Genomic DNA, 22,502 nt, shown 5'->3' with positions numbered 1-22,502 from the left:
GCCAGCAAGGCAGAGATAGCTATTACTGTCGACCGCCGATGGTTCAATGGAACCTCCAGGTGGGGGACCTCGTCTTGATCAAGACATCGGTGCCCGTCAGCCTGACTGTCCTGATGGGCCGATCGCAACGATCTTGAGTAAGTCTTGAGGCTTTCGCTAGCCCGTTACCTGAACGAACCTGGCATTTGATCTTCAAGTGCGGGTCCGTCCTGTACAGGAGCGGAGCGCCCGCCCGACCTGAGACCAATTGATGCGAATATGCCACTGGCACGAGAGATCTCCACCTTGGACAGGTTTGCTCCCGCGCCGGTCTCGCCCACTCAGCGAGGGCGGCTTGGCGTGGAAGCGCCAACCAGCTCACCGCGCTCGCGGCCCAGCACAAGTGCGATCACGCCAAGGGGTGTTCGCCATCGAGAGGTGGCCGCACATGGCCGAGAGCTCGGACTTCCGATGCTCCGATGGCCCGGAAGCTCCAGCGCGCCTCGCTCAGGCTCAGGTCTCTGTTCGGGCCACCACGAATCCGGTCCGCGTCGTGATCATCCTGGCCGTCGTCCTCCCACCAGCAGACAGCGCAGATTTCGTAGTAGCCACGACGGTCGAGCGTCAGGAAACCGCAGCAGGGGCAGGCGTAGGGCTCGCCGCTCTCCGGCCTCGTGACGTTGACGAACTGACCGAATTCCACGGCTGCGATTGTGCTTCGGCCCGACAGACTGAATGCCGCGCGAGCTCCGACGCAGCTGCGTCTCGCTCGCTCGGCGGCCACGCGGGCACAAGGGTCACCGAACGCCCCCCGGTCCTGCTGGGCGGCGCCGAAACGATGGATCGGAACTTCGGCCACACGACCCGGAGCCTTAGTCACTCAGTTGGACCCTCAGGCAACGAAAGAGGCACGGCCTTCGTCGGTCATGGCCTCTGAACTGGTGGGCGATACCGGGTCCGCTGCTGTTCGCGCCGTGAGCGGAGCGGCAAAGCGCGAACGGCGGCCAGGCGACGACGTGCGGCCCGCAGGGCCGCCTTGAAGTCCTCACCAGCGCGGGATGGTTCAAGGCGGCCCGAAGCGGGCCGCACGCGCCGCCCCCAGGGCGCGCACCAGCCCGCTTAGCTGCCGCACGCGGCGGGCACGCCAGCGCCGCGGCTGGAGCGATGGGGCAGCCGTCCGTGGGGCGCGGCCTGGTCCCCGCGGGCGCGTCTGGGAGTTGCTGCGGGGCCACCTAGGGTCCCGGCTACTGCGCCCCCGGCGGGGGGCCACGGGCTCCGGGCCGGGAAGATCCGCTGGGCGACGCCGGCCACCGTGGGTGTTACGCAGCGCCCGTCTGCCGTCGAGCCGGGCAAGCCGAGCAGACCCCTCTAAGGGAGCGGGCGCAAGCCCCGTGCCGGGTCGCCGGTGGCAGTGCTGAACAGCCCGCCTCGCGACGGTCCCCGAAGACGTCGCGAAGGTCATCTCCCAGATTTCTCCCGGGGTGCCCTGCAACGGAAAAGAACCGGTCCCTCGTTCCGAGGAAACCGGCTCTGACCTACTGCTCTAACTGGTGGGCGATACTGGGTTTGAACCAGTGACCTCTTCCGTGTCAAGCATCCGACACAATCGATGGACCTCCACTCATAGCGGCCATGAGCTAGGTCGGAGCGTCCGTCAGTGTCCGCACGCGTCCGGCAACGTTCGCATCGATTGACGCGCAGTTTGACGCTCAGCGGGCCTGGCGCCCCCTACTACCGCCCCACGCTTTCGCGGTCTGGGACCTCCCACCCGGAAGCGTCCACCAGCGCTCGACACGCAGGCCAGGCTGGGCCTGCAGAACCCGCTGGACGTACACGTACATGGCGTACGAGACCACAACGAAGGCTGCCGGGTCGATCCACAGAAGAGAAGCAGCGCGTGCATTACGACTGCCGCTACGATCGGCCACTGTGAACGTCTGGGCGGTCCTGCTCGGCGGCGGAGTCACGCTTGCGGGCACTTTTGCGATTCAGCTCCTGATAGTGCCGTGGGTGCAACGTCGCACCCGTGGCCGTGAACGATGGGAGAACGATGTTGACGCCATCTACTCGGCCGTAGCGGAAAAGGTGTCGCTGGCGGTTGCGACGGCCGACCGGTCCGGCCACAACGCGTTGATGGCCAGGTCGTTCTTGCAAACCGCAGAGCACGACGAGACGCTGAACCGAGAATTCCTGACAGCGACAATAGAAGGCGCGCGAACTGCTGACGAGGCTCTAGCCGAACGAATGGCAGAGGTGCGAATTTTGCTGAGGCGAATAAGCCGGGTCAACCCAGACTCACCATATTGGGACCAGTTGGCCCTTCAGTTTCTGAAGCTGCATAACAGCATCCGGCGCGCACAAGAAGGCGAACCAGGAAAGTGGTTCGATGAGTGGCAGCACGTCTATAAGGCGCTCAACGGGCTTCACCGGAAGATCGACGACCTAGCGGATAGGGTCCCCCTGAGGCCGCCGGCCCGACCAACGATCTTTTCCCGTAGCAGAACCGAGATTAGATCAAAGCTGACTATGCGTGCTCGATCGTCTCCGAGCATTCGCCATGCCCGAGAGCAGCGCGACGACGCCTAACTCCGAAACGACTGAAACAAAGGAAGCTTGTTGCGCCATGCAGTGAGTCGATTGTAACTTTTTAGGTCCAGAAACTCACCGAGCACCGACCAACCCATCTCGACGGCGCTCACAGTCTCGGCAACCCGCTCATCCACTTCGGAGCGGCTTAGCCCTACACGATCCGCCAATCGATCGAAACTCCTGCGGCTGACGTCGGTAAACGACCTTGAGTTGTTGAGCTTCACACCCAGGTTATCGTCCTTGATGTACAGGACTGTCGGCAAGATGTCGAAAGCGGGGCTTAACTCCGGCGTAACACCGTCCGGATAGATCACAGCCCAGTTTTTGAGGTGGGCGTCACCGTTGCCTACCAAGACATTGAGTACGATACGATCGATCACCTCAAGTGCGCTGTCGGCACCGCAGAGTGCGTCGACCACGCTGGCAATCGTCTCGAAGTTTGCGCGCGTGTATTTGAGACGTTCGTTTGCGGTTGGGACATCAAGAACTTGTGCGAGCACCTCAGCATGCACGCGCCCTCCGTCTAGCAGACGGTCGAAGCGCCTGATCGCTAACGCCTTCCCTGGGTGGGACCTGGCCCACTCCGGCAGGCCCGATATCTCTGATACGTCGCACAAGAAAGCACTGGGGACCGTGATTCCCGCCTCTTTGGCCAGAGTAAGTGCAGCCAATTCGGCTTCGGGAACTCGCTCGAATCCAGGACGGCCGTCAGGGAGTTTGACGATAAAGTCACCAGCTTGTCCTCTCGCCGGAATCGTCAATCCCTTAACCGGATCCAGCATCACAGAAAACTTTGGTTGGACCCCAGCGAGGCTGAATTTTAGTACGGCCTCTTCATCATCCTGTTCTTCCTCGTGGGTATGGAAATCCTCGACGTCCGGGATTGAGTCATCTTCTTCGTCCGACAGAAGGACGCGAACGGCTCCAGGAAGATCGCTCTCACCTAACCTTATGAGCATCGGAAATTCGCGTTGGGGCTTTCCGCCGATGGCGGCCGAAACCGCGTGCCGCAAATAGCCTTCTGGCAGAAGATGTGAAAACCAGGTTGGCAGCGCCACCCTTTGACTGGGCATCCAATCTCGGCCACGTTCTTCGAAAACCTGCCCCAGGATAGGCCGGTTGGGGTCGTTCCAGTATCCAGGCGCGTACTCAAAACGCGTGAATTCATTTTGGTTCCGCAAGAACCCAACGTTGACCCACTCGCCTACCGGCGACATGATTTGCACCAGGGCAACTTGCCTTTGAATGTTCATGATCTACTCTTCGTCCGGCACAATGAGGCTAGAGAGGGACCGCCGGTTAAGGGCTTTCTCCTCCATGCGCGTGTTGACAAAATTTCTCACTAGACTCTCGATGAAGGCACCGCGCGTCTTAACGAAATCGTCAATCTTTCGGTCCCGAAGAAATTTGACGGACCGATTCGTAATAGCGTGGCTCTTGAGGACCGCGGAACTTTCCTCGCCCGTAGGTGGCCGCAGACCTACCGGCCATAGGCCGCGTGCGCCAACCTCACCACGCCGCCCACGGACAATCTCGGTCACCGCGCCAACACCGTGTTCCTCAAATGCGGAGGTTACCTTTACCTCGGACCCATCCGGAGCGAGTGGGCGAAGAGAGGCCAATGCAAGTAGTGCAAGTCGGGCCGCCGCTGACTCCGTCCTGAATGGGTCAAGCCGAAGTTGCTGAAGCGGGCCAACAGGCACCGTAGCAATCAGGCTCAGCGCAGCGTCGTCCTCCGCCGGGGCTTGGCTGGCGTCACCCTTCTTGGGATTGACCGAGTAGATGGCTTGCCGGAGCGCAGGGGTTTGTCCTCGACTGCCGAATCCGTGTGCCCACCCTCGCCACAACCACCGCCCAAGCAGACGGCGCGTCCATGGATCAGGGTCCGGGTGCAGGTAGAAGAAGGCGGCCAGGACCGGTAGGGGCAGAGTAGAAGGCATCAAAGTGAGATGAGGGATGCCTTCATCTCGGAGGTATCTAATCGCCAGCGCCAGCGCCTCTTCTGTTTCGGAATACCAATCCGATACGTCTTCGCCTCGTTCAAACTCATCGCGTAGGTCTCGCTGTACGTTGCCGCCCCGGATGGCGAGCAGGCTTTGCAAGACTCGCGCTGGCTCAATTCGCCCGAAGCCCAGCCTACGATCGAGGCTGTTGACCACGGTTTCTGGGCTTCCAGGCTCCGTCTCGCTTGCAAACAGCGCGTGAAAGATCTCAGTTCTTCCAATGGGCTTACCGGCGGAGTTAACACGATCAAAGATATTACGAAGAAGATAATCGTCTTCGCTGGTAACGATGTATGCAGGCACCTGATACTCGCGCAAGGCAGCGCCAAGAGCGTCGGCGCTGTCGAAGTCTTCAGGTTCCAACTCAGCGGTGTGCTCCCTAAGCCATGAAAGGAGCGACCGCGTCTCCAGCGCTTGAGAAAGAGGAAGCCAGGTAGGCGGCGGTGTCCGCCCAGTCCCTGTGTGAAACCGCCCTCGCCGAAGGTCGAAATATACGTCAAATCGCCGATCGTACTCATACAGTTTAGGTCGCAGTGTGGCCACCAAAGATGTAATGCGCTGCTGCCCATCTACCACCCAGAGTGCATCATGCCTTGCTGGAACAGGGATCGACAATGGGCCGAGCTTCACCTCTCCGGCATCTGCTGAACTGCGCCACAGCAGGAGCGTGCCAAGCGGGAACCCGCGCCACACGCTGTCGAAAAGATCTCTAACATCCCTATCGTCCCACACGAACCCCCGTTGAAAGTTGGGCACGCGGACCTCTCCGGAAAGGGTCCGCGCAACGATCTCCGGGATGGATAGGCTCGTCGATCTAGGCCGATTGAGTTGCTCGACTTGCTGACTCACGTTTGCCCCTTAGGCGGCCCCACGTCGCTTGCTCGGCAATGTGGGGGTGCAAATACCGACTCGGTCGCTGCCCGGCTTGCGCTGCTCGACAGCTTATGACTGGTGAACTGGGGTTTGGAACAACGCACCGGATCCCCTATGAGATAGATCTACCGTCCGAACATGAGCGAATCCTTGATCTTCATAGTATCGATGAAGCTTCGTGTTCGTTCGCCAGGCATCCAATCGCAGCCACCGACAACCGCGAGATGCCGCGAGCGTCGTCGCCATTTTTAGCATCGCTTGCCCAACACTCTTTCTGCGGGCGCTTTCGGCAACGACCATTCGGTGCAAGTAGAGAGCCTTGTCGGATGACTCCTCAGGACTCCAAAACTCTGGGTCGGCTGCGTCGTCGATAGTAACGGTTCCGACAATCGTGCCCTCAACAACAGCCACGAAGCATTCGCGCCTCTGAACGGAATAGACGATCTTTGGGCGGATACGCTCAGGAGTGTTGGCAGCCCACTGATCAGACCCAATGCTGGCAAGCCACTTTCGGGCCGCTTCGTACATGCTCACCAACCTATCTACATCGTCCAGTTTTGCGACCCTTATTTGAATCTCATTCATTCTGGTGCTGATTCCATTCCCTCACGTTCAAACACGATGACGTGCCGATCCCCTGGAAGGATGTTCAACACAACGCGAACCGGCTTCCCATCTACGGTAAGACCAGTGCAGACGTGGCATGCGACGGGCGTGCCTGGACCTAGATCTAACCGCCGGGCCTCGTCCGGCGTGGGCATTCGAACGTAGATTTCGTCCAGCGCACGCACCTGCTTGTGCCCTTGCTCTGCCAGAACCTCATTAGCTCCGCGCGCAATGTCCAATGGACGCATGATCTCGGTGTCCTGCACCAGTGCCAAAGGGAAGTAACTATCGTTCGTGTTGTACGGCTCGCCATCGAGGTAGCGAACCCGCCGACGAACGACCGCCAGCTCTCCATCCTCCAGGCGGAGCCGTGTCGCTACCTCGGCTGGCGGCGACACGATGGATACGTCGATGGACTGCCGCGGTTCGCGCCCCTCTGCCGAGTGGTCTGCCATGAAGCGGTCCATCTCCGGAGTCCTCGGCTGAGGTCGGAATTCGGTCTGCGGACGGTAGTAGAGCGGCTGTCGATGGCGGACGAAGTAGCCCCGTGGCGCCCTTGGAACGATCAGGCCTTCGTTCACTAGAGCGGTAAGAGCCTGCCGGACGGTCGCACGCGCGACGCCGTACTCGGCGGTTAGCTCCGCCTCGCTGGGTAGCCGGGCGTCCGTCGGCAGCGTGCCATCCGTGATCTTCGCCCGCAGATCCTCTGCGATTTGCGACCACACGGATGTCCTGCCTTGCCTGGTCACCGGCATTCCGTCCCCCTTAGCCGATCTTCGCTGTCTAGACAGTGTAGGCAGAACCCTTGACATCCGCATCAAACATCTGGCACCTTCATGCCAGCACCACTGTCTAGACAGTACGTACTGGCTAGACGGGCTGACGGAACCCGGGGAACGCGGAGCACTCACGCGCCGCGCGCCGACGGACCGCCCGCCGCCTGTTCTTTGAGAACTCCACGGGGTCGCGCCTCCCCGAAAAGGTTGCCGTGCACGGCTGAGGTTCCGTGCCGCCGGCCTCCGCTCCGGCGGGGCCGAGATCTGACTTCTCGCCAGATGGCGACGGCGGCTGTTCGTTGCCGCGCCCCTGCCCCTTTCCTGACTCATTTTCGGAGGTTTCCGTGAGGAATCATCTTGCCCCCGCCGAGGTCCCCGATGAACCGTCGGCCGCTGATCTGGCCGCGATCGAGGTCGAGTGGCCGTTGATCGATGCCGAGTTGGCGGTTCTCGACGCCGAGATCACCGCGCTTAACAACGCCGACCGCGGCGGCCCGTCACCGCTGGACTGGCGGCGCTTGCGACGGGCCGCCGCTCGCGTCATCCGCGCAGCTGCGGAAGTGACCCGTACCGAGTCCGGTCCGGGGCGCGTGGCCTGATGGCCCGCGTCCGCGCCGCCTTCCATGACCCGGACGGCGCGCGGTATGGCATCCCGACTTACTGGTGGCGCGGCGCCCCGCCCGGCTACGCCACCCGCCGACAGCTCCGCGCCGATGGCTTAGCGCCCGGCGGTCAAACCGTTGCCGCACAAGTGATGTGGGCCGGTGTCGGAGGCGTCCGTGTCGCGTACCTGTACCGCGTTGACCTGGCCCGCCCGAAGCGGGTCGCGACGCCGCGTCAGCGGCAGGCAATCAGTCGGGCGCTTCGCGCCCGTCGTATCTGCCCCTCGTGCCGCTGCGAGCGGCCGTACTACATCCCGCGCTCGCTCGGCGAGTGCCTTGATTGCGCACCCTCGGAGATGACCGCATGACCCTCTATTCCTGTGAAAAGTGCGGGCGGCTCGTCAGTCCCCGCGGCATCACCGTCGAGGGACTCGAACGCGCGATGCGCGAGCACCTCAAGACGTGCAAGGGGGCCAAGAAATGAGCCCCCGCAGCATGACCCAACTAGCCCCGACCGACCCGCGCCCGCGGGTGACGCCGTTCACGATCGACCGCCGGATCTCTGGTACCCCGACCGAGGTCGCCGCCGCGGTCGCGACGCTACGCACAAGCGGGCGACTCATCACCATGACCATGCCGCGGCAGGTCCCCGACGACGCCACGCGGGTGTGGGTGCACGTACGCATCCTGTCCCCCCGGCCCCGCAAGGCGGTACACGCCGCGACCCGCCCGATGCGGGTGGTCCGGCGCCGCTGGCCCGTCGCGGCCGGTATGACCGCCGCGGGCACCGCAGCGACCGCGGCGGTGTGGGCGCTGGTCAAGTTCGTGGCCGCGCTCGCCGCGGTGTGGCCCGCGGTCGTCGGTGTGCTCGTTCTGCTCTCCCTGCTCTGGCTGTCGCTAGGCCGCGCAGGCGTGTGCTGCCCCGGCCTGCACTGCCCCGGCTGCAAGCACTGAGAGGCACCGACATGCGTCTGTGGCATCTGTGCGCCGCTCTCAGTGCCGTCAACGCCGTACTGGCGTGGACCGTCGGCGACAACGTGCTCAACGGCATCGCCGCCGTTGCCTTCGGCATCGCCGCGCTTGCCCTACACCGCAAACACTGACCCCCTCTTCCGGTCGATTGGAGATCGTGAAATGACCGCTCCCGCTTCGGCTTACCCGCGATCCGCGGAGAGCTTGCTCCCAGACGCGAAGGCACTGACCGCCCGACTCGGCGCGACGCCGACCCGCAACCAGTTGATGAAGGAATTCCGGATCGGCGCACCGAAGGCAACCGCGCTGATCGAGCTACTGAACGCCAAGCCCGCCCGACGGGCCAAGCCCACCCCGCCCCCGGCGCCGCCCGCCGGTCCGGTCTACACCTACCCGGAGCCGATCGGCCCGGCCCCCGCCGACCCGGCGCCGACGAACGGTCACGCCGCGGCGCTTGATCGCGGTTTCGCGGTGGACCGGGCGCGCAAGGGCTACCTGGTGGGTCCGGCCGGCTACTCCGCGGTGGACATGTTCCGGGAGGTGGGTTCCGCGGTCGCCGCGCCGCTGAACGGTCGTCACCGGGAGCCGCAGGTGGCGGTTGACGGACACCCGGACGCGAAGATCGCCACCGCGGCGCCCGCGGCGACCCGGGCCGCGCGTCGGCCGGTGGCGTGGCCGGTGCTGCTGCTGGCCCTGCCCGCGTTCGTGGCCATCTGGTCCGGGTGGGTGGAGCTCGGCGAGCTTGCCGGGTTCGGTGTCGTACACCCGCTGCCCGGCATCGCCGACGGCGTCAAGCTCAACACCGCGATCACGCTCCCGATCGGTGTCGAGACCTACGCCGCGTACGCGCTGTGGGTGTGGCTGTCCGGCCGCGCCCCCGCGGTCGCCCGCCGGTTCGCGAAGTGGTCCGCGATCGGCTCCCTGATCTTCGGCGCTGCCGGGCAGGTCGCCTACCACCTGATGAGCGCCGCCGGCCTGACCGTCGCTCCGTGGTGGATCACCACCGCGGTCGCCTGCCTGCCCGTCGCGGTGCTCGGCATGGGCGCCGCACTCGCTCACCTGCTCCACGCCGACAACGACTAGCACCGCCCGGCGGCGCGGCCCCTGGCCTGGAAACCCGCGCCGCGCCGCCGGCCCTGCATCCCTCAGCCAACCGACCTCGGGAGAGGACTACATGCTGTCACCCCTGCACGTTCTCCGCGCCGCGCTGGCCCGCTACAGGCCGCGGCGCATGTTCTGGCTCGGTCGCCCGCTGCGGGCCACGATCGCCCGTGACGCGGACGGCAGCTGTGTACTGCGAATCGCCTACACGCAAGGGGTCGACTGGGTGGCCCTGCCCGCCACCCGCGACCCGTCAGGACCGCCGGACGACGACCAGCTAGCCGCCGTCGCCGTGGCATTGGCCGACCGGAGCCTACGGCCCACCGAGCCGTGGGCCATCGACACCAACGCCGAGCTATGCACGTCGCTGGTTGCCACTCGCTGGCCCGGCGCCACCGGCACCACGGAGGGCTGAGGCATGGCCGAGACCTGCGGGCGGTGCCCCGCGCTGCAAGCCGAGGTCAGCCGGCTGACCTCGTACGTGGCCCGGCTGGAGCACCTCGTGGCGTTCCTGCGTCGCACCCTCGCCGAGCTGATCGGCGGGGTGGCCGCGACTGCCCGGTTCATCGACGCCGAGATGACCGAACCGACCATACCGGCCCGCAAGTTGCTGCCGGCCCTGCACACCCGTCTTGACCTGCTCATCCAGCGCGTAGAAGGGAAGTGACCGCGATGAGTGAAGCCCCGACCACCACCGCGTGGCCAGACGACGACGACCGGCCCCGGCTACACCTGGTCATCCCGTCCACCCGCGCCAACCCCGACGCTGACCCGGCCGCCGATACCGACGCCGAGACGCGCCCGGTTGGCCCGGTCATCGAGGGTGTTCCGGTCGACCTGGACGACCGGCCCGCCGAACGTCTCGACGTACCGCTGACCACCGCGTGGGCCGATGTCACCTCCGGCAACGTCCGGCCGCGCACGCCGATCATCCCGGCGTGGCTGCGCGGCAACCAGCGCCGCCAGGTGCTCCGCGCGGTCGCCAACCTGACCGGCTACACCCTCGCCTTCCACGCCACCCGTAGCCCGAAGTACGCCGCCAAGATGGCGTTCTACGCGCCGCTTGGCGGGTTGCGGGTGGTCGGGCGTCTGCTGCACTGGGCCACCGCGGAAGACGGCAACTGGCGGCTGCGTCAGCACGCCGCAACCACCAACGACGCCCACACGTGGCAGGCGCTCAACCGCACCCGCAGCCGCGAGGCCCGCGGCCGTTGGTGGGCACTGGCTGCCGGACTCGTGGCGCTCATCGTGGCCCTGTTGGTCCTGCGTGGCACGGGTTTCGTGACGCCGCCCATGGCTTACGCCGCGCTCGCCGCGCTGGTGCTGGTGCTCGCGCGGGTCGGTCGACCGGCTGACAAGCCGATCACGGACCGGGTGGCGAACGGGCCGCGGTTCACGAAGCTGACCGCGGAGATGGTCCGTGCGGCGTTCACGTCGCTGGGGTTCTCGGTCATGAAGGAACCCGGCTCGATCTCGTTCGTGCACCCGGGTATCCACCGTGACGGGCCGGGCTGGCTGGCCCGGGTGAACCTGCCCGCGGGTCTGGAAGCGGTCAAGGTCTTGGAGCGCCGCGGCTCGCTGTCGTCGGCGCTGCGTCTGCCCGTCGATCAGGTCTGGCCCGCGCCCGGCCCAGAACATGCCGGGCAGGTAGACCTGTGGGTCGGCTACCAGCCGTCTTCCAAGATGGGCAAACCCAAGTGGGGCCTGGACTCCCCGACCGCCCGCACGTCGTACTTCGAGCTGGAGGAGTTCGGCACGGACGAGCGGCAGCGCGCTGTGTGCACGCAGCTCGCCTTTCAGAACTTCTTGATTGGCGGGCGCCCTGGCTCCGGCAAGTCGTTCGCCGGTCGCGCGATCGTCACGATTGCCATGCTCGATCCCACCGTCGAGATCAAGATTCTGGAGTACAAGGGCACCGGCGATTTCCTCGATGTGGCCGCGCTCTGCTCGACGTACGTGTGCGGACTGTCCGATGAGGACTTCGCAACTGGCCTCGCTGTCCTGACCTGGGGCTTGGCGGAAGCCGAGCGCCGCGGTAAGCGGATCAAGGAAGCGTACCTACGGGGTGAGGCGCCCGAACGGAAGGTGACTCCGGAGTTGGCCCGCAAGCCAGGTTCCGGCCTGCACCCGATCGTGATCACCATCGATGAGGCGCATGAGCTGTTCGGTGACCCGGTGGTCGGCAAGGACGCTGCGAACGCCGCGGAGCGCCTCGCCAAGCGGGGCCGGGCGCTCGGGATCACGCTGGTGATCATCACCCAAATCCCGGACAAGGACTCGCTTCCGACCGGGATCACCCGCAACATCGGCATCCGCTGGTGTCTGGCCGTGCCTGATCAGGTCGCCAACGACATGATCCTCGGGACCGGCGCCTACAAGCGCGGGATCACCGGCACCGTCTACCGCCCGGTGGTCGACGCCGGTTGGGGTGTCCTGACCGGCCTCGCCGAGCCGACCGCGGTCCGCGGGCACTACCCTGACGCGGACGCGGTGGCCCGGATCGTGGCGCGGGCGACCGCGCTGCGCGGCGGTCAGCCGGTCGGCGCGGCCGACGAACAGCTTGCCACGGCGCGGGATCTGCTCGCCGACCTGCTCGCCGTGGCCGGCCGCAACGGGCAGCACTGGGCACCGGCCGCCGCGGCGCTTACCGAGCGGTGGCCGGACGCCTACCCCGCCATGACCCCGGAAGCGCTGTCCGAGTTGGCCCGCGCCCGCGGCGTCGCGTCGGTCGACGTGAAGATCTCCGGCCGCAACCTCAAGGGCTACAAGGTCACCGACGTACGGGCACTGATCGCCGACCGCGACACCGCGGACGGCACGGACGGTCACTGACCGTAGAAGTAGCGGGCGGGGTAGCGACACCGGCCCCGGTAGCGCCGCCGCTACCCACCCCGCTACCTCCCGCGCTACCCGCGACCTGCCGACATTTTCGCAGGTCGCGGGTAGCCGCCCCTCGAAATCACCCCTGAAACCGCCCCAGGAGGCCATCCGTGGGCTACCTCGCCACGCTCGCCGCAGTCACCCTCTGTTACATCCTGGTGTGTTGGGTCAAGCCGTTCGGGCGGTGCGCGCGCTGCCGCGGCGTCGGCGCACACCCGCACCTGATCACCCGACGGCTCCGCCCCTGCCGGCGCTGCCACGCGTCCGGTCTCCGGCTGCGAACCGGGCGCCGGATCTTCAACTACTTCGCCGCCATTCAGCGGGACGCAGCCCGTAAGCGGGTCGCCTGATGGCCGGCCGTCCCCTGTTCCTGCTTGGCACTCATCAGCCGGGCTGGTTGGGCAAAGCGGGGGTGCCGTTGTTCGTCTCGGACCGACGGCTACGCGTCTACAAGACGCTGCCTCGCGCAGCTGCGCCGTGGGCGCTGGATTCTGGTGGTTTCACCGAGCTTCAGCAGTACGGCCGATGGACCGTCCCTCCGCGCGCCTACGTGGCGCGGGTCCGCCGGTACCGCGATGAAGTCGGCCGCCTGTTGTGGCCCGCGCCGCAAGACTGGATGTGCGAACCCATCGTGATCAACGGCGGGCGGATCGGGCCGGTCGTATTCGCTGGCACCGGCCTGTCTGTGGAAGAGCACCAACGGCGCACCGTCCTCAATTACGCGCAACTGTGTGACCTCGCGCCAGATCTGAACTGGATGCCAGTCGTACAAGGCGACACCGAAGACGCCTACCTGCGCTGTGTCGACCTGTATTGGTCGCTGATCGGCGTGGACCTCACCACGGCGCCGCTGGTCGGCGTGGGGTCAATCTGCCGCCGGCAGGGCACCGCCGAGGCAGGCCGCATCCTTGCCGCCTTGCACCGCCGCGGGGTGCGACGTCTGCACGGGTTCGGATTCAAAACCCTCGGACTGATCGCCCACGGGCACCTCCTGACCTCCGCTGACTCGCTGGCGTGGTCAGACACCGCCCGCAAACTCCGCCGTCCCGCCCTGCCGGAGTGCGTTCGGGCTGGCCGGCATCGCAACTGCGCTAACTGCCTGGCCTACGCCCTGCACTGGCGGGCCGTCCTTCTCGCAGCTGCGCGCACTGCACAGCACAAGACAGCCGCATAGCCAGACTTCCATGTCTAGAAAGGACACCACGCCATGAGTGGCGAACCCACCATCACCGTGATCGGCAACCTGACCGACGATCCCGAACTGCGGTTCACCCCGTCCGGCGCCGCGGTCGCCCGCTTCCGGATCGCCTCGACGCCCCGGCACCTCGACCGGCAGAGCAACGAGTGGCGCGACGGAGAGCCGCTGTTCCTGTCGTGCTCGATCTGGCGGCAGGCCGCGGAGAACGCCGCCGAGTCCCTGTCCCGCGGGTCGCGGGTCATCGTGACCGGTCGGCTGCGCCAGCGCACCTACGAGACCCGCGAGGGCAACAAGCGCACCGTGATCGAGCTGGAAGCCGACGAAATCGGCCCGTCTCTGCGGTCCGCCACCGCCACCGTTCGCAAGATGGACCGCGCCGCCGGCCACACCGCCGCGGGCGACTCGCAGCGACCGACCCGCACGGCCGCCAGCGACGACGACCCGTGGTCGGTCGCCTCGCCCGCGGGCGCCGCTGGGCACACGGGATCCGATGACGAGCCGCCGTTCTAGGCCATGACCGGCAACGGCGTGTGGATCGGTGCGAGCTACGTCACCGGCCGGCCCGTGCCGATCCACGAGCCGTACCCGCACATCTGCGCAACCACCGTCACCGGACGCGCGACCGGCCGCCGCTACCGCACCGAGCGCCGCCAGTGCGCCGCGTGCGGGGCGGCCCGGTCCGCCTACCAGCCGGGAGGAATCGTGTCCGACACGCTGACCCTGCTCGCCGCCGCACTCGACATAGCTGATCAAGGCATGCCGGTATTCATGCTCGGCCGCTCGAAACGACCCGTGGCCAACTGCCCGGACTGCCCGAAGGTCGAAGACGACCCGGCCCACGACCCCGCGGGATGCGGACACCTGACCTGTCACGGCTTCTACGCAGCCACCCGCGACCCCGACCGGATCGCGGCCATCCTCGACGCCGTCCCCCTCGGTCTGCTCGCCATCCGCACCGGGACCGTCGCCGGGGTCGCCGTGGTCGACATCGACCCGCGCAACGGCGGGCGCATCGACCTCGACGTGATGCCGCCTACCCGGGCAGTACGGACCGGTAGCGGCGGCTGGCACCTCTACTACACCCACCCCGGCGGGCCGCTCGCCGCGAAGGTCGCCGGACTGCCCGGTGTGGATCTCAAAGCCGACGGCGGCTATGTCGTCGCCCCACCCTCGATCCACCCGCGGACCGGCCAGCCGTACCGGTGGCTCGGTGACCGGCCGACCGCGCCCATGCCCGCGGCGTTGATCGAGCGGTGCCGACCCGCGGACGGTTCCGTGGGGGTAAGCCGTCCCAGCCGTCCCAGCCGTCCCGTCGCAGGTCAGCCCCGGGACGGCTTTTTCAGTGGGACGGCTCAAGCCGTCCCACCGGCCCAAAACCCCGGGGCGGGGGGCATCTCATCCCCGCCCGCGCTACTCGCCGCACACCTCGCCGCGGTCGCCCGCGCCCCCGAAGGCACCCGCCGAACCACCCTCTACGGCGCCGCCCGCGGGGTCGCCCGGATGGTCGCCGCCGGGGCCATCACCGAGCCGGACGGCTACGCCGCGCTCTACGAAGCGGGCCGCAACGCGGGGCAGACCGACCGCGACACCCGCGCCGCCATACGCGGCGGATTCCGTGACGAATCCGTTGGCACAGAAGGGATCGCCGCATGACCGAACCAACCGCACCGAACGGCACCACCATCCTTGACCAACTCCACGACACCCTGACCCGATACGTCGTGCTGCCCTCACCCGAGGCCACCGACGCCGTCACCCTGTGGATCGCAGCCACCCACGCCGTACCCGCATGGGCGTACGCCCCGCGGTTGGTGATCCGCGCACCCGAGAAGCGGTGCGGCAAATCCCGGCTGCTCGACGTGGTAGAAGCCACTTGCCGCAACCCGCTAATCACCGTCAATGCCAGCACCGCGGCCGTGTATCGGTCGATCGGCACCGACGACCCGCCCACGATCCTGCTCGATGAGGCAGACACTGTGTTCGGGCCGAAAGCAGGTGAGGGCAACGAAGACCTCCGCGGGCTCCTGAATGCCGGACATCAACGCAACCGGTACACGATCCGGTGGGACCACGCCCGCAACCGACTCGAACGCATCCCCACCTTCGCCATGGCCGCGCTCGCCGGGATCGGGGCCATGCCCGACACCATCGAGGACCGGGCCGTGATCGTGCGGATGCGACGCCGGGCACCCGGGGAGAACGTGGCCCCATACCGGCAGCGCCGCGACGGACCGGCCCTCAAGCACCTCGCCGACAGCCTTGATCTGTGGCTACGGGCGAACCTGGCGCGGCTCGAACGCGCTGAGCCGGACATGCCGCTAGAGGACCGGGCCGCGGACACGTGGGAACCGCTCATCGCCGTGGCTGACCTCGCCGGGGGCGAGTGGCCCGATCGGGGCCGGCACGCCGCGGAGACGCTGACCGCCGAGCGGGACGGGGACAGTGCCTCATCCGACCGCATCCAGCTGCTCACCGACTGCCGCGCCGCGTTCGGCGAACACTCCGCTTTGCCGACGTCGGCGCTGATCGAGCGGCTCAAAGCCGACCCTGAAGCGCCGTGGGCTGACTATGGCGGGACCGGCTTGACTGCGATGCGGCTTGGCACCCTGCTCCGCGAGTACGGGATCACCTCGCAGAACATCCGGTTCGGGCCACCTCACGGGCAGGCCAAGGGTTACCGACGCGACGACTTCACCGACGCGTGGCATCGGTACTGCCCCGCGCCCGCGGCGGTCGTCGCCGAGCACACCGCTCCGGTACGGCACCTGCGGACGGTGCCCGGCCCGCAGCTGCCCGGCCTCGATGAGATGCCCCCGCCCCCCGCCGAAAACGCCGCTGGGACGGCTTAAGCCGTCCCACTCAAAAAGCCGTCCCGGGGCTGACCTGCACGGGGACGGCTGGGACGGCTGGGACGGCTTACCCCGCCAACCGGCGACCCGCCACGGGCACCAAACGATCAAACCGCCTTCACCGCGGCCCGCTGAGAGCCACAGAGACGCATTCGCCCATGGCCCTACCCTCACCCACCCCAAATCTTGGCTCCACGGCGCTCTCAGCGGGCCGCTCTAGCGCAACCTACCGACTCGCACGACCGACCCTCCACATCACACGGACACGCTCAGGAAGGCACTCAGGATGTCAACCAAGGCCCTGTACACGGTCCGGGAAGCGGCGGCGATCCTCAGTCTCAGCCGCACCGTCATCTACGAACTCCTTCGCAGCGGACGGCTTCGATCTGTCCGGGAAGGCGCCGCCCGACGCATCCCCGCACGAGCGATCACCGAATACGTGGCGCTGCTTGAGAACGAGAGCATCGGGCAGGCCGCCTGATGACCGCGCGACGCAGCAAGGGCGACGGTGCCCTGTACTGGAGTGAAGCCCGACAACGCTGGATCGCCGAAGTCACGATCGGCTACACACCCGCAGGCAAGCGCATCTACCGCAGCGGAAGCGGGAAGACGAAGACCGAAGCGAAGGCCAAACTCAAAGAGGTCATGCGCGACCACGAAGACGGACTCGCGATAGCGCCGCAGCACTACACCGTGGCCGACGCGATGAGTGACTGGCTCACATACGGCCTGCCCGGCAGGGCTAGGAGCACGATCGACAAGTACGGCTACCTGTGCCGCGGACACATCATCCCTGACCTTGGCGCCCGCAAGCTCCGCGATCCCAACAGGCGCCATGAACTAAGCGCCGAAGACGTAGACAAGTGGCTTGCAACGAAGGCCGCGACTCTGAGCACCAGCACCGTGCAGCGGTTACACGAGTGCCTAAGTCGGGCGCTCGATCGGGCGATGGCGCGGGACAAAGTCAAGCGCAACGTGGCCGCGCTCTGCGGCGTGCCGAAGGGTCAGACAGGGCGCCCGTCGAAGTCTCTTACCTTCGACCAAGCACGGGCGGTGCTCAACGCGGCCGAGGGCACGCCACTCAACGCCTACATCGTGATCTCGCTGGTGGTGGGTGCACGTACAGAGGAGCTCCGCGCGCTCATCTGGGATCACGTGGACCTCGACGGTCGACCGGACGCCGATCACCCCGTGCCACCCTCGATCGAGGTATGGCATTCGGTGCGCGAGCATGGCGACACCAAGACGAAGAAGTCGCGCCGAACGCTCGCGCTCCCGCTGCGTGGCGTGGCCGCGCTCCGCGAGCACCAGCGGGCGCAAGAGGAGGCACGGGAGCGAGCCGAGACGGCGTGGCAGGAGACCGGGCTCGTCTTCGCATCCCGCGTCGGCACCGAGTTGGACGCTGCCAACGTCCGGCGTGGGTTTCGGCGAGTCGTCAAGGCCGCAGGAATCGACCCGAAGGCATGGACTCCCCGTGAGCTGCGGCACAGCTTCGTGTCGCTGCTGTCGGACAACGGGGTGTCCCTGGAGGAAATCGCGGAGCTGTGTGGACATGCCGGAACGCGGGTAACGGAGGCGGTCTACCGCCACCAACTGCGCCCGGTGTTGCTCAACGGCGCGGTCGCCATGGATCGGATCTTCGCGGGCGACGCGACGGTTTCGGGGACATAGACGCGCAGATAGACGGGCAGACAGCAATAGGGGCCACATCCATCGATGGATGTGGCCCCTGAGCTGGTGGGCGATACTGGGTTTGAACCAGTGACCTCTTCCGTGTCAAGGAAGCGCGCTCCCACTGCGCCAATCGCCCGTGCTATTGATCTCGCGAGGTGGAGACGGGATTTGAACCCGTGTAGACGGCTTTGCAGGCCGTTGCCTCGCCTCTCGGCCACTCCACCGCGGTGTTCTTCCGTCAACGTGCCGAGCGGACGACGGGACTCGAACCCGCGACCCTCACCTTGGCAAGGTGATGCGCTACCAACTGCGCTACGTCCGCATGTCGCTGGGTATTTCTGGCGACGGATGAGAACTTTAGCCGAGCCTCCCGGCACATGCCAACTCGGGGTACCCCGGGCGCGTCGAAGCGACCAACCGGACAAACCCGGCACCCCAAAAACGGGGTGACACGGGGCCGACAATTGGGGTGTGAGCGGGCATCGGTTTTACCAAGATCTGGCCCCTTGGTGGCCGCTGATCTCGCCGGCCTCCGACTACGCCGAGGAGGCCGCCTTCGCGGCCACGCTTCTCCGCGACAGCGACAGCGGCGGCCGCCAGGCCCGCGGCGACGGCCAAGCTAGCGGCAATCACCGAGCCGGCGGCAACCACCAAGCGAGCGACGACGGCCGACCCAGCGACGCCCGCCAAGCCGGCAACGACCGCCGACCTAGCGACGACAACACCCGTCCCACCGTCCTCGAGCTCGGCAGCGGCGGCGGACACAACGCCGTACACCTGAAGGCGCACTTCGCCCTCACGCTCGTCGACCTCGAGCCAGCGATGCTCGCCGAGTCGAAGAAGATCAACCCAGAGCTGCCGCACCTTCAGGGCGACATGCGCACCCTGCGCCTCGATGACCAGTTCGACGCCGTCTTCGTGCATGACGCGATCGAGTACATGACCACCGAGGCCGACCTACGAAGGGCGATCGAGACCGCGTTCGTACACACGAAGCCCGGTGGGCGTGCCCTGTTCGTCCCGGACGCGACCAAAGAGACCTTCGAGCCCGAGACCGACCACGGCGGCATTGACGCGCCCGACGGTCGCGGTGCGCGCTACCTGAGTTGGTCCTACGACCCCGACCCGCACGACACCACGACCCTGACCGCGTACGCGTTCCTGCTTCGCGACACCGACGGCCGGACCACTGCGGTCAACGAGACGCACGAGACGGGTCTATTTAGGACAGCAATGTGGCTAAAGCTGTTGCGGGAGAAAGGTTTCGTGGCGGAGGCGGTCACCGAGGAAACCTCGGAGGGCCGCCCGCCGCGCACGTTGTTCGTGGGGAGGAAAATCAGCCCTGACGGCCGCTGAAACGCGGGTTCTTCCGGTTGAGCACCATGATCCGGCCGCGTCGCCGGACGATCTTCGCGCCGGGCTTGCGGGCCAGGGAGCGTAGCGAGGTTCGGACCTTCATTTGGAGCCTTCTTCCCGTTCGTTGACGTGCAGCTTCTGCAACGCAACGACCACCCCGCGCATTCCAGAACGCAAGTGCAGTTCGGTTCTTGCAACGCATCGATAAGCTTCTTGCGTCACTCTGCCACGGACCGTACCGTTGGACAGCACCGGACCACTGCGGCTGAGCCTCCGGCAGTCCGCATCTCAGGGGCCTCTCTCCCGCGGGCACGGAGCGGGAGAGGGGCCCCGCCGGTAAACTCGATCAGTTGTAGCGGCTGGTCGGGAGGGCTATGTCGAGGGGCTCGCGGCACGGACGTTCGGGCGCGGTCGCGCGACCCACGGCTAAGGCACGCCGGATCGCGACCGAAGGCGTCCGGATCACCGGTGACCTGCTGGCCCCGGCCGAGCCCGAGGACATCGCGCCCACCGCGTCCCGCAAGCGCCGCCTGTGGGCCAAGATCCGCGGGCAGGAGCCTGTCCCAGGCCTCCGGACGATCAAGGTCGTGCTCGCCACGGTCCTGGCGTTCGCCCTGGCGGAAGGGCTCCCGGGCACCGAGCCCCCGATCGTCGCCGCGCTGACTGCCCTCCTGGTCGTCCAGGTCTCCCCGATCAAGAGCATTCGCTCCGGTTGGGAGCGAATCGGCAGTGTGATCGCCGGCGTACTGCTTGCCGTGGTGCTCTCCAGCGTGTTCGGCCTGCACTGGTGGAGCCTGGGCGTCACTGTGGCCGCGTCGATGACCATCGCGTACGCGCTGCGGCTCGGTGATCACGCCTTGGAAGTGCCGATCTCCGCGATGCTCGTGCTCGCCGTCGCGGGCAGCACGAACGTCGGGATGGAACGGGTCTACGAGACCCTGGTCGGGGCCGCCGTCGCTGTGCTGGTGAGTGTCGCCCTGCCGCGGGTCTATGTGCAGCCCGCGGGCAACGCCATCGGCGCGCTCGCCGCCGACATCGGTAAACAGTTGCGGGACATGGCGGGCTGGGTGCAGTCCGACTGGACGGCCGAACGGGCCGCCGAGGGGCTGCGCCGTGCCCGCAGCGTGGAAGCGTTGATCAGCAAGGCCCGCGACGCCCTGGCTCAGGCGGAGGACAGCGTGCGGCTCAACCCGCGCGCCACCCGCACCGCGCACATCCCGGTCACCATGCGCCCCGGCCTCACCGCGCTGGAGTTCTCGGCGATCTCCGTGCGTGGCCTGGCCCGCGCGCTGCTCGACCGCCGCTCCGGCGAGGCCGCCGCGCACCCGCCCGGCCCGTGGGTGGCGCTCAGCCTGTCACGCCTGCTCGACGCGATCGCCGACGCGATCTTCGCGTTCGGGATCGTGATCGCCTCAGACGTCACCGCGGCACCACCGAGCCCGGAACCGCTGCGGCACGCGCTGCAACGGGCCCGCTTCCTCCGCGACGAGACCACGTTCCAACTCCAGGAGGACGCCAAGACCGAGCCGGCGATCTGGCGCGTCAACGGCGCACTCGTCGGCCACATCGACCGCTTGATCAACGACCTGGACCCGGACACCGAGTCGGTCTCGCCCGCGATCACCCGCCCCCGCCCCGAGCCGGTCCGCCCACTGCGCCGCTTCACACCCTCGGTCATTCGCCGGCAGCTCGACGACAGTGCCCGTTCACTCCGACGCAGAATCAGACGCTAGATCTGAGCCCGCGTTAGTAAGGGACCCTTCCTATGCGGAAAGCGTTAACAAGGGGCCCTTCCTTGTCACGCGCGTTCGTCGGGGGCACGACCGTTTGCTCCCGCGCGCAAACGCGCTTCGCGCGAGCCGGGTCCGCGTCGCAAGGACGTTGAGAATCGTCTATCTTTATGTCGCCGGCCGGACGCCTGCGCCCAGCAGGATCCGTGGTGGACCCACCACTTCGGACGCGGGAGCAACAACATGCTCGTCAGGAACAGGTTCCTCGCCGCCCTCGCGGCACTGGCACTGGGCGCCACCGTGCTGGCCACACCGGCCCACGCCGCGGTCAGCCGGGCGGAGCTCGCGCTGCGCTGGGCGCCCATCCACCACCAGGACGTCGACGCCACCGGCAGCCACGCGCTCGGCGGGCGGTCCGACTACCTCACGGCGATCGACTTCGACGGCAACCTCGACGGACGTGACAACTGGGACCGGGCCGCCACTGCGGCCTTGCCGGCACACGCCTACTACTCGGTGGTCGAGACCAGCACGCACTGGTACCTCACCTACCTGTTCTTCCACCCCCGCGACTGGACCGACCACCCGTTCTTCGAGACGGAGCACGAGAACGACGGCGAAGGCGTGCTGCTCGCCATCGAACGTGACGGCTCGACCTACGGCGTGCTGCGCGGCGCGGTCACCGTCGCGCACAGCGACTTCTACTCGTACACGCCGGCGGGCAGCACCTGGACCAGCGGCCGCGAGTCGGTCGACGGCACGCTCCAGCTCCAGGCCTCACCGCACGACGCGTTCACGCATCCCGTGACCGCTCAGGAGGCACAGGGACACGGCCTCAAGGCGTTTCCGCAGTACGCCATCAACTGTGACGGCCTCATCCACTATCCGTCCACTGTGGCGGAGGAGCCAGCGGGCGGCAACGACCGCGACGTCCGCTACAAGGTGGTCGACATCTTCGCGGCCGGCGGCCTGTGGGCGCAGCGGGCCAACGCGAGCCTGTTCGCCAGCCTCGGCACCTTCGCCGGCGACACCTCCGGCGGCTGCGGCTCGGGCACCTGGGGCTGCTCCGCCAACTCGGCCAACGCGCCCTGGGGCTGGGACGACGGCAACGACCTGCCCGGCCGGGGCGAGCTCGCCAGCGACCCGGCGAAGCTCGTCGCCGAGTACTTCACGATCCCCGGTGGCGTGTCCCGCGCCTACACCTACAACCCGTACGCCGATGCCGCCGCGGCCCTGAAGGAAGCAGCCCGGACCGCACCGCCCACCGTCGACTGACGGTCACTCCACGGTGGCCGGCCGGCAACCGGCTGGCCA

The 22,502-nt window shown here is 67.0% G+C and carries 25 protein-coding genes and 3 tRNA genes; 19 read left to right on the top strand and 9 right to left on the bottom strand.

From position 1 onward, the window contains the following. Positions 1–388: 388 nt before the first annotated feature. A complete protein-coding gene (locus tag BLV39_RS21255; protein WP_176985005.1) occupies positions 389–682 on the bottom strand; it encodes a CPCC family cysteine-rich protein in 294 nt (97 codons plus the stop codon). 1,226 nt (positions 683–1,908) lie between these two features. Between BLV39_RS21255 and BLV39_RS42430 the strand changes: the two genes are divergently transcribed. Then, a complete protein-coding gene (locus tag BLV39_RS42430) occupies positions 1,909–2,565 on the top strand; it encodes a hypothetical protein (RefSeq protein ID WP_143049830.1) in 657 nt (218 codons plus the stop codon). On the opposite strand, the gene BLV39_RS21250 is transcribed toward BLV39_RS42430, so the two are convergent. From BLV39_RS21250 to BLV39_RS21235, 4 genes are all read right to left on the bottom strand, one after another. Beyond that, positions 2,562–3,821 carry a type II toxin-antitoxin system HipA family toxin gene (locus BLV39_RS21250; protein ID WP_090795404.1) on the bottom strand — a complete coding sequence of 420 codons (1,260 nt, stop codon included), beginning with the start codon at positions 3,819–3,821 and terminating at the stop codon, positions 2,562–2,564. The genes BLV39_RS42430 and BLV39_RS21250 overlap by 4 nt on opposite strands. 3 nt (positions 3,822–3,824) lie before the next feature. Continuing rightward, positions 3,825–5,420 carry a DUF262 domain-containing protein gene (locus BLV39_RS21245; RefSeq protein ID WP_090795400.1) on the bottom strand — a complete coding sequence of 532 codons (1,596 nt, stop codon included), beginning with the start codon at positions 5,418–5,420 and terminating at the stop codon, positions 3,825–3,827. A 93-nt stretch (positions 5,421–5,513) separates the two neighbouring features. Next, positions 5,514–5,972 (bottom strand): GNAT family N-acetyltransferase, encoded by a 459-nt coding sequence (locus BLV39_RS21240; protein ID WP_218137091.1) that lies wholly within the window; start codon positions 5,970–5,972, stop codon positions 5,514–5,516. 53 nt (positions 5,973–6,025) lie between these two features. Then, a complete protein-coding gene (locus tag BLV39_RS21235; RefSeq protein ID WP_090795393.1) occupies positions 6,026–6,805 on the bottom strand; it encodes a GntR family transcriptional regulator in 780 nt (259 codons plus the stop codon). A 365-nt stretch (positions 6,806–7,170) separates the two neighbouring features. On the opposite strand from BLV39_RS21235, the gene BLV39_RS21230 reads away from it, so the two are divergent. The 15 genes from BLV39_RS21230 (at position 7,171) to BLV39_RS21165 (ending at position 18,099) form a co-directional block, all read left to right on the top strand. Beyond that, positions 7,171–7,425 carry a DUF6284 family protein gene (locus BLV39_RS21230; protein WP_090795389.1) on the top strand — a complete coding sequence of 85 codons (255 nt, stop codon included), beginning with the start codon at positions 7,171–7,173 and terminating at the stop codon, positions 7,423–7,425. After that, a complete protein-coding gene (locus BLV39_RS44275) occupies positions 7,425–7,796 on the top strand; it encodes an RRQRL motif-containing zinc-binding protein (protein WP_090795385.1) in 372 nt (123 codons plus the stop codon). Before BLV39_RS21230 ends, BLV39_RS44275 begins: the two co-directional genes overlap by 1 nt. 127 nt (positions 7,797–7,923) lie before the next feature. Then, the gene (locus BLV39_RS21220; protein ID WP_090795375.1) at positions 7,924–8,382 is read left to right on the top strand and encodes a hypothetical protein; all 459 of its coding nucleotides are present in this window, start codon (positions 7,924–7,926) and stop codon (positions 8,380–8,382) included. 11 nt (positions 8,383–8,393) lie between these two features. Then, a complete protein-coding gene (locus tag BLV39_RS43085; protein WP_176985004.1) occupies positions 8,394–8,531 on the top strand; it encodes a hypothetical protein in 138 nt (45 codons plus the stop codon). Positions 8,532–8,562: 31 nt separating this feature from the next. Continuing rightward, entirely contained in the window at positions 8,563–9,483 is a 921-nt protein-coding gene (locus BLV39_RS21215) for a hypothetical protein (RefSeq protein ID WP_090795370.1), read from the top strand. A gap of 91 nt (positions 9,484–9,574) precedes the next feature. After that, positions 9,575–9,916 carry a hypothetical protein gene (locus tag BLV39_RS21210; protein WP_090795365.1) on the top strand — a complete coding sequence of 114 codons (342 nt, stop codon included), beginning with the start codon at positions 9,575–9,577 and terminating at the stop codon, positions 9,914–9,916. Positions 9,917–9,919: 3 nt separating this feature from the next. Then, positions 9,920–10,168, top strand: coding sequence for a hypothetical protein (locus BLV39_RS21205; RefSeq protein ID WP_090795359.1), 249 nt, complete (start codon positions 9,920–9,922; stop codon positions 10,166–10,168). Between the two features lie 5 nt (positions 10,169–10,173). Next, a complete protein-coding gene (locus BLV39_RS21200; RefSeq protein ID WP_204082839.1) occupies positions 10,174–12,333 on the top strand; it encodes an FtsK/SpoIIIE domain-containing protein in 2,160 nt (719 codons plus the stop codon). A gap of 158 nt (positions 12,334–12,491) precedes the next feature. Further along, positions 12,492–12,731: a hypothetical protein gene (locus BLV39_RS21195; protein ID WP_090795354.1), complete on the top strand. Its 240-nt coding sequence runs from the start codon at positions 12,492–12,494 to the stop codon at positions 12,729–12,731. After that, positions 12,731–13,555: a deazapurine DNA modification protein DpdA family protein gene (locus tag BLV39_RS21190; RefSeq protein ID WP_090795350.1), complete on the top strand. Its 825-nt coding sequence runs from the start codon at positions 12,731–12,733 to the stop codon at positions 13,553–13,555. Before BLV39_RS21195 ends, BLV39_RS21190 begins: the two co-directional genes overlap by 1 nt. A gap of 33 nt (positions 13,556–13,588) precedes the next feature. Then, positions 13,589–14,089: a single-stranded DNA-binding protein gene (locus BLV39_RS21185; protein WP_090795340.1), complete on the top strand. Its 501-nt coding sequence runs from the start codon at positions 13,589–13,591 to the stop codon at positions 14,087–14,089. Positions 14,090–14,092: 3 nt separating this feature from the next. Further along, on the top strand, positions 14,093–15,232 hold the full coding sequence (locus BLV39_RS21180) for a bifunctional DNA primase/polymerase (RefSeq protein WP_090795336.1): 1,140 nt from the start codon (positions 14,093–14,095) through the stop codon (positions 15,230–15,232). 68 nt (positions 15,233–15,300) lie between these two features. Next, positions 15,301–16,428: a DUF3631 domain-containing protein gene (locus BLV39_RS21175; protein WP_373315381.1), complete on the top strand. Its 1,128-nt coding sequence runs from the start codon at positions 15,301–15,303 to the stop codon at positions 16,426–16,428. A gap of 286 nt (positions 16,429–16,714) precedes the next feature. Then, a complete protein-coding gene (locus BLV39_RS21170) occupies positions 16,715–16,909 on the top strand; it encodes a helix-turn-helix domain-containing protein (protein ID WP_090795332.1) in 195 nt (64 codons plus the stop codon). After that, the gene (locus BLV39_RS21165) at positions 16,909–18,099 is read left to right on the top strand and encodes a site-specific integrase (RefSeq protein WP_090795328.1); all 1,191 of its coding nucleotides are present in this window, start codon (positions 16,909–16,911) and stop codon (positions 18,097–18,099) included. Before BLV39_RS21170 ends, BLV39_RS21165 begins: the two co-directional genes overlap by 1 nt. Before the next feature lie 64 nt (positions 18,100–18,163). Here BLV39_RS21165 and BLV39_RS21160 read toward each other — a convergent pair. The 3 genes from BLV39_RS21160 to BLV39_RS21150 all read right to left on the bottom strand — a co-directional run bounded on the left by BLV39_RS21160 (position 18,164) and on the right by BLV39_RS21150 (position 18,424). Next, positions 18,164–18,238, bottom strand: a tRNA-Val gene (locus tag BLV39_RS21160). A gap of 17 nt (positions 18,239–18,255) precedes the next feature. Beyond that, positions 18,256–18,326 (bottom strand) — tRNA-Cys (locus tag BLV39_RS21155). Between the two features lie 25 nt (positions 18,327–18,351). Beyond that, a tRNA-Gly gene (locus tag BLV39_RS21150) sits at positions 18,352–18,424 on the bottom strand. A gap of 149 nt (positions 18,425–18,573) precedes the next feature. Between BLV39_RS21150 and BLV39_RS21145 the strand changes: the two genes are divergently transcribed. Beyond that, positions 18,574–19,458, top strand: coding sequence for a class I SAM-dependent methyltransferase (locus BLV39_RS21145; RefSeq protein WP_090795323.1), 885 nt, complete (start codon positions 18,574–18,576; stop codon positions 19,456–19,458). On the opposite strand, the gene rpmJ is transcribed toward BLV39_RS21145, so the two are convergent. Then, entirely contained in the window at positions 19,439–19,561 is a 123-nt protein-coding gene (gene rpmJ / locus BLV39_RS21140; protein WP_089248164.1) for a 50S ribosomal protein L36, read from the bottom strand. The two genes, BLV39_RS21145 and rpmJ, sit on opposite strands and share 20 nt — an antisense overlap. 271 nt (positions 19,562–19,832) lie before the next feature. Here rpmJ and BLV39_RS21135 point away from each other — a divergent pair, with 271 nt between their 5' ends. Together BLV39_RS21135 and BLV39_RS21130 are read left to right on the top strand one after the other, a co-directional pair. Then, complete coding sequence (locus tag BLV39_RS21135; RefSeq protein ID WP_090795320.1) at positions 19,833–21,191, top strand: FUSC family protein; 1,359 nt, start codon at positions 19,833–19,835, stop codon at positions 21,189–21,191. 240 nt (positions 21,192–21,431) lie between these two features. Beyond that, positions 21,432–22,463 carry a hypothetical protein gene (locus BLV39_RS21130; RefSeq protein ID WP_090795316.1) on the top strand — a complete coding sequence of 344 codons (1,032 nt, stop codon included), beginning with the start codon at positions 21,432–21,434 and terminating at the stop codon, positions 22,461–22,463. Positions 22,464–22,502: the final 39 nt, after the last annotated feature.

This window comes from Asanoa ishikariensis (assembly GCF_900107455.1).
GTDB lineage: Bacteria > Actinomycetota > Actinomycetes > Mycobacteriales > Micromonosporaceae > Asanoa > Asanoa ishikariensis.
Note: the sequence above shows the minus strand (reverse complement) of the source record. Positions and strands in the feature narration are given on the sequence as shown.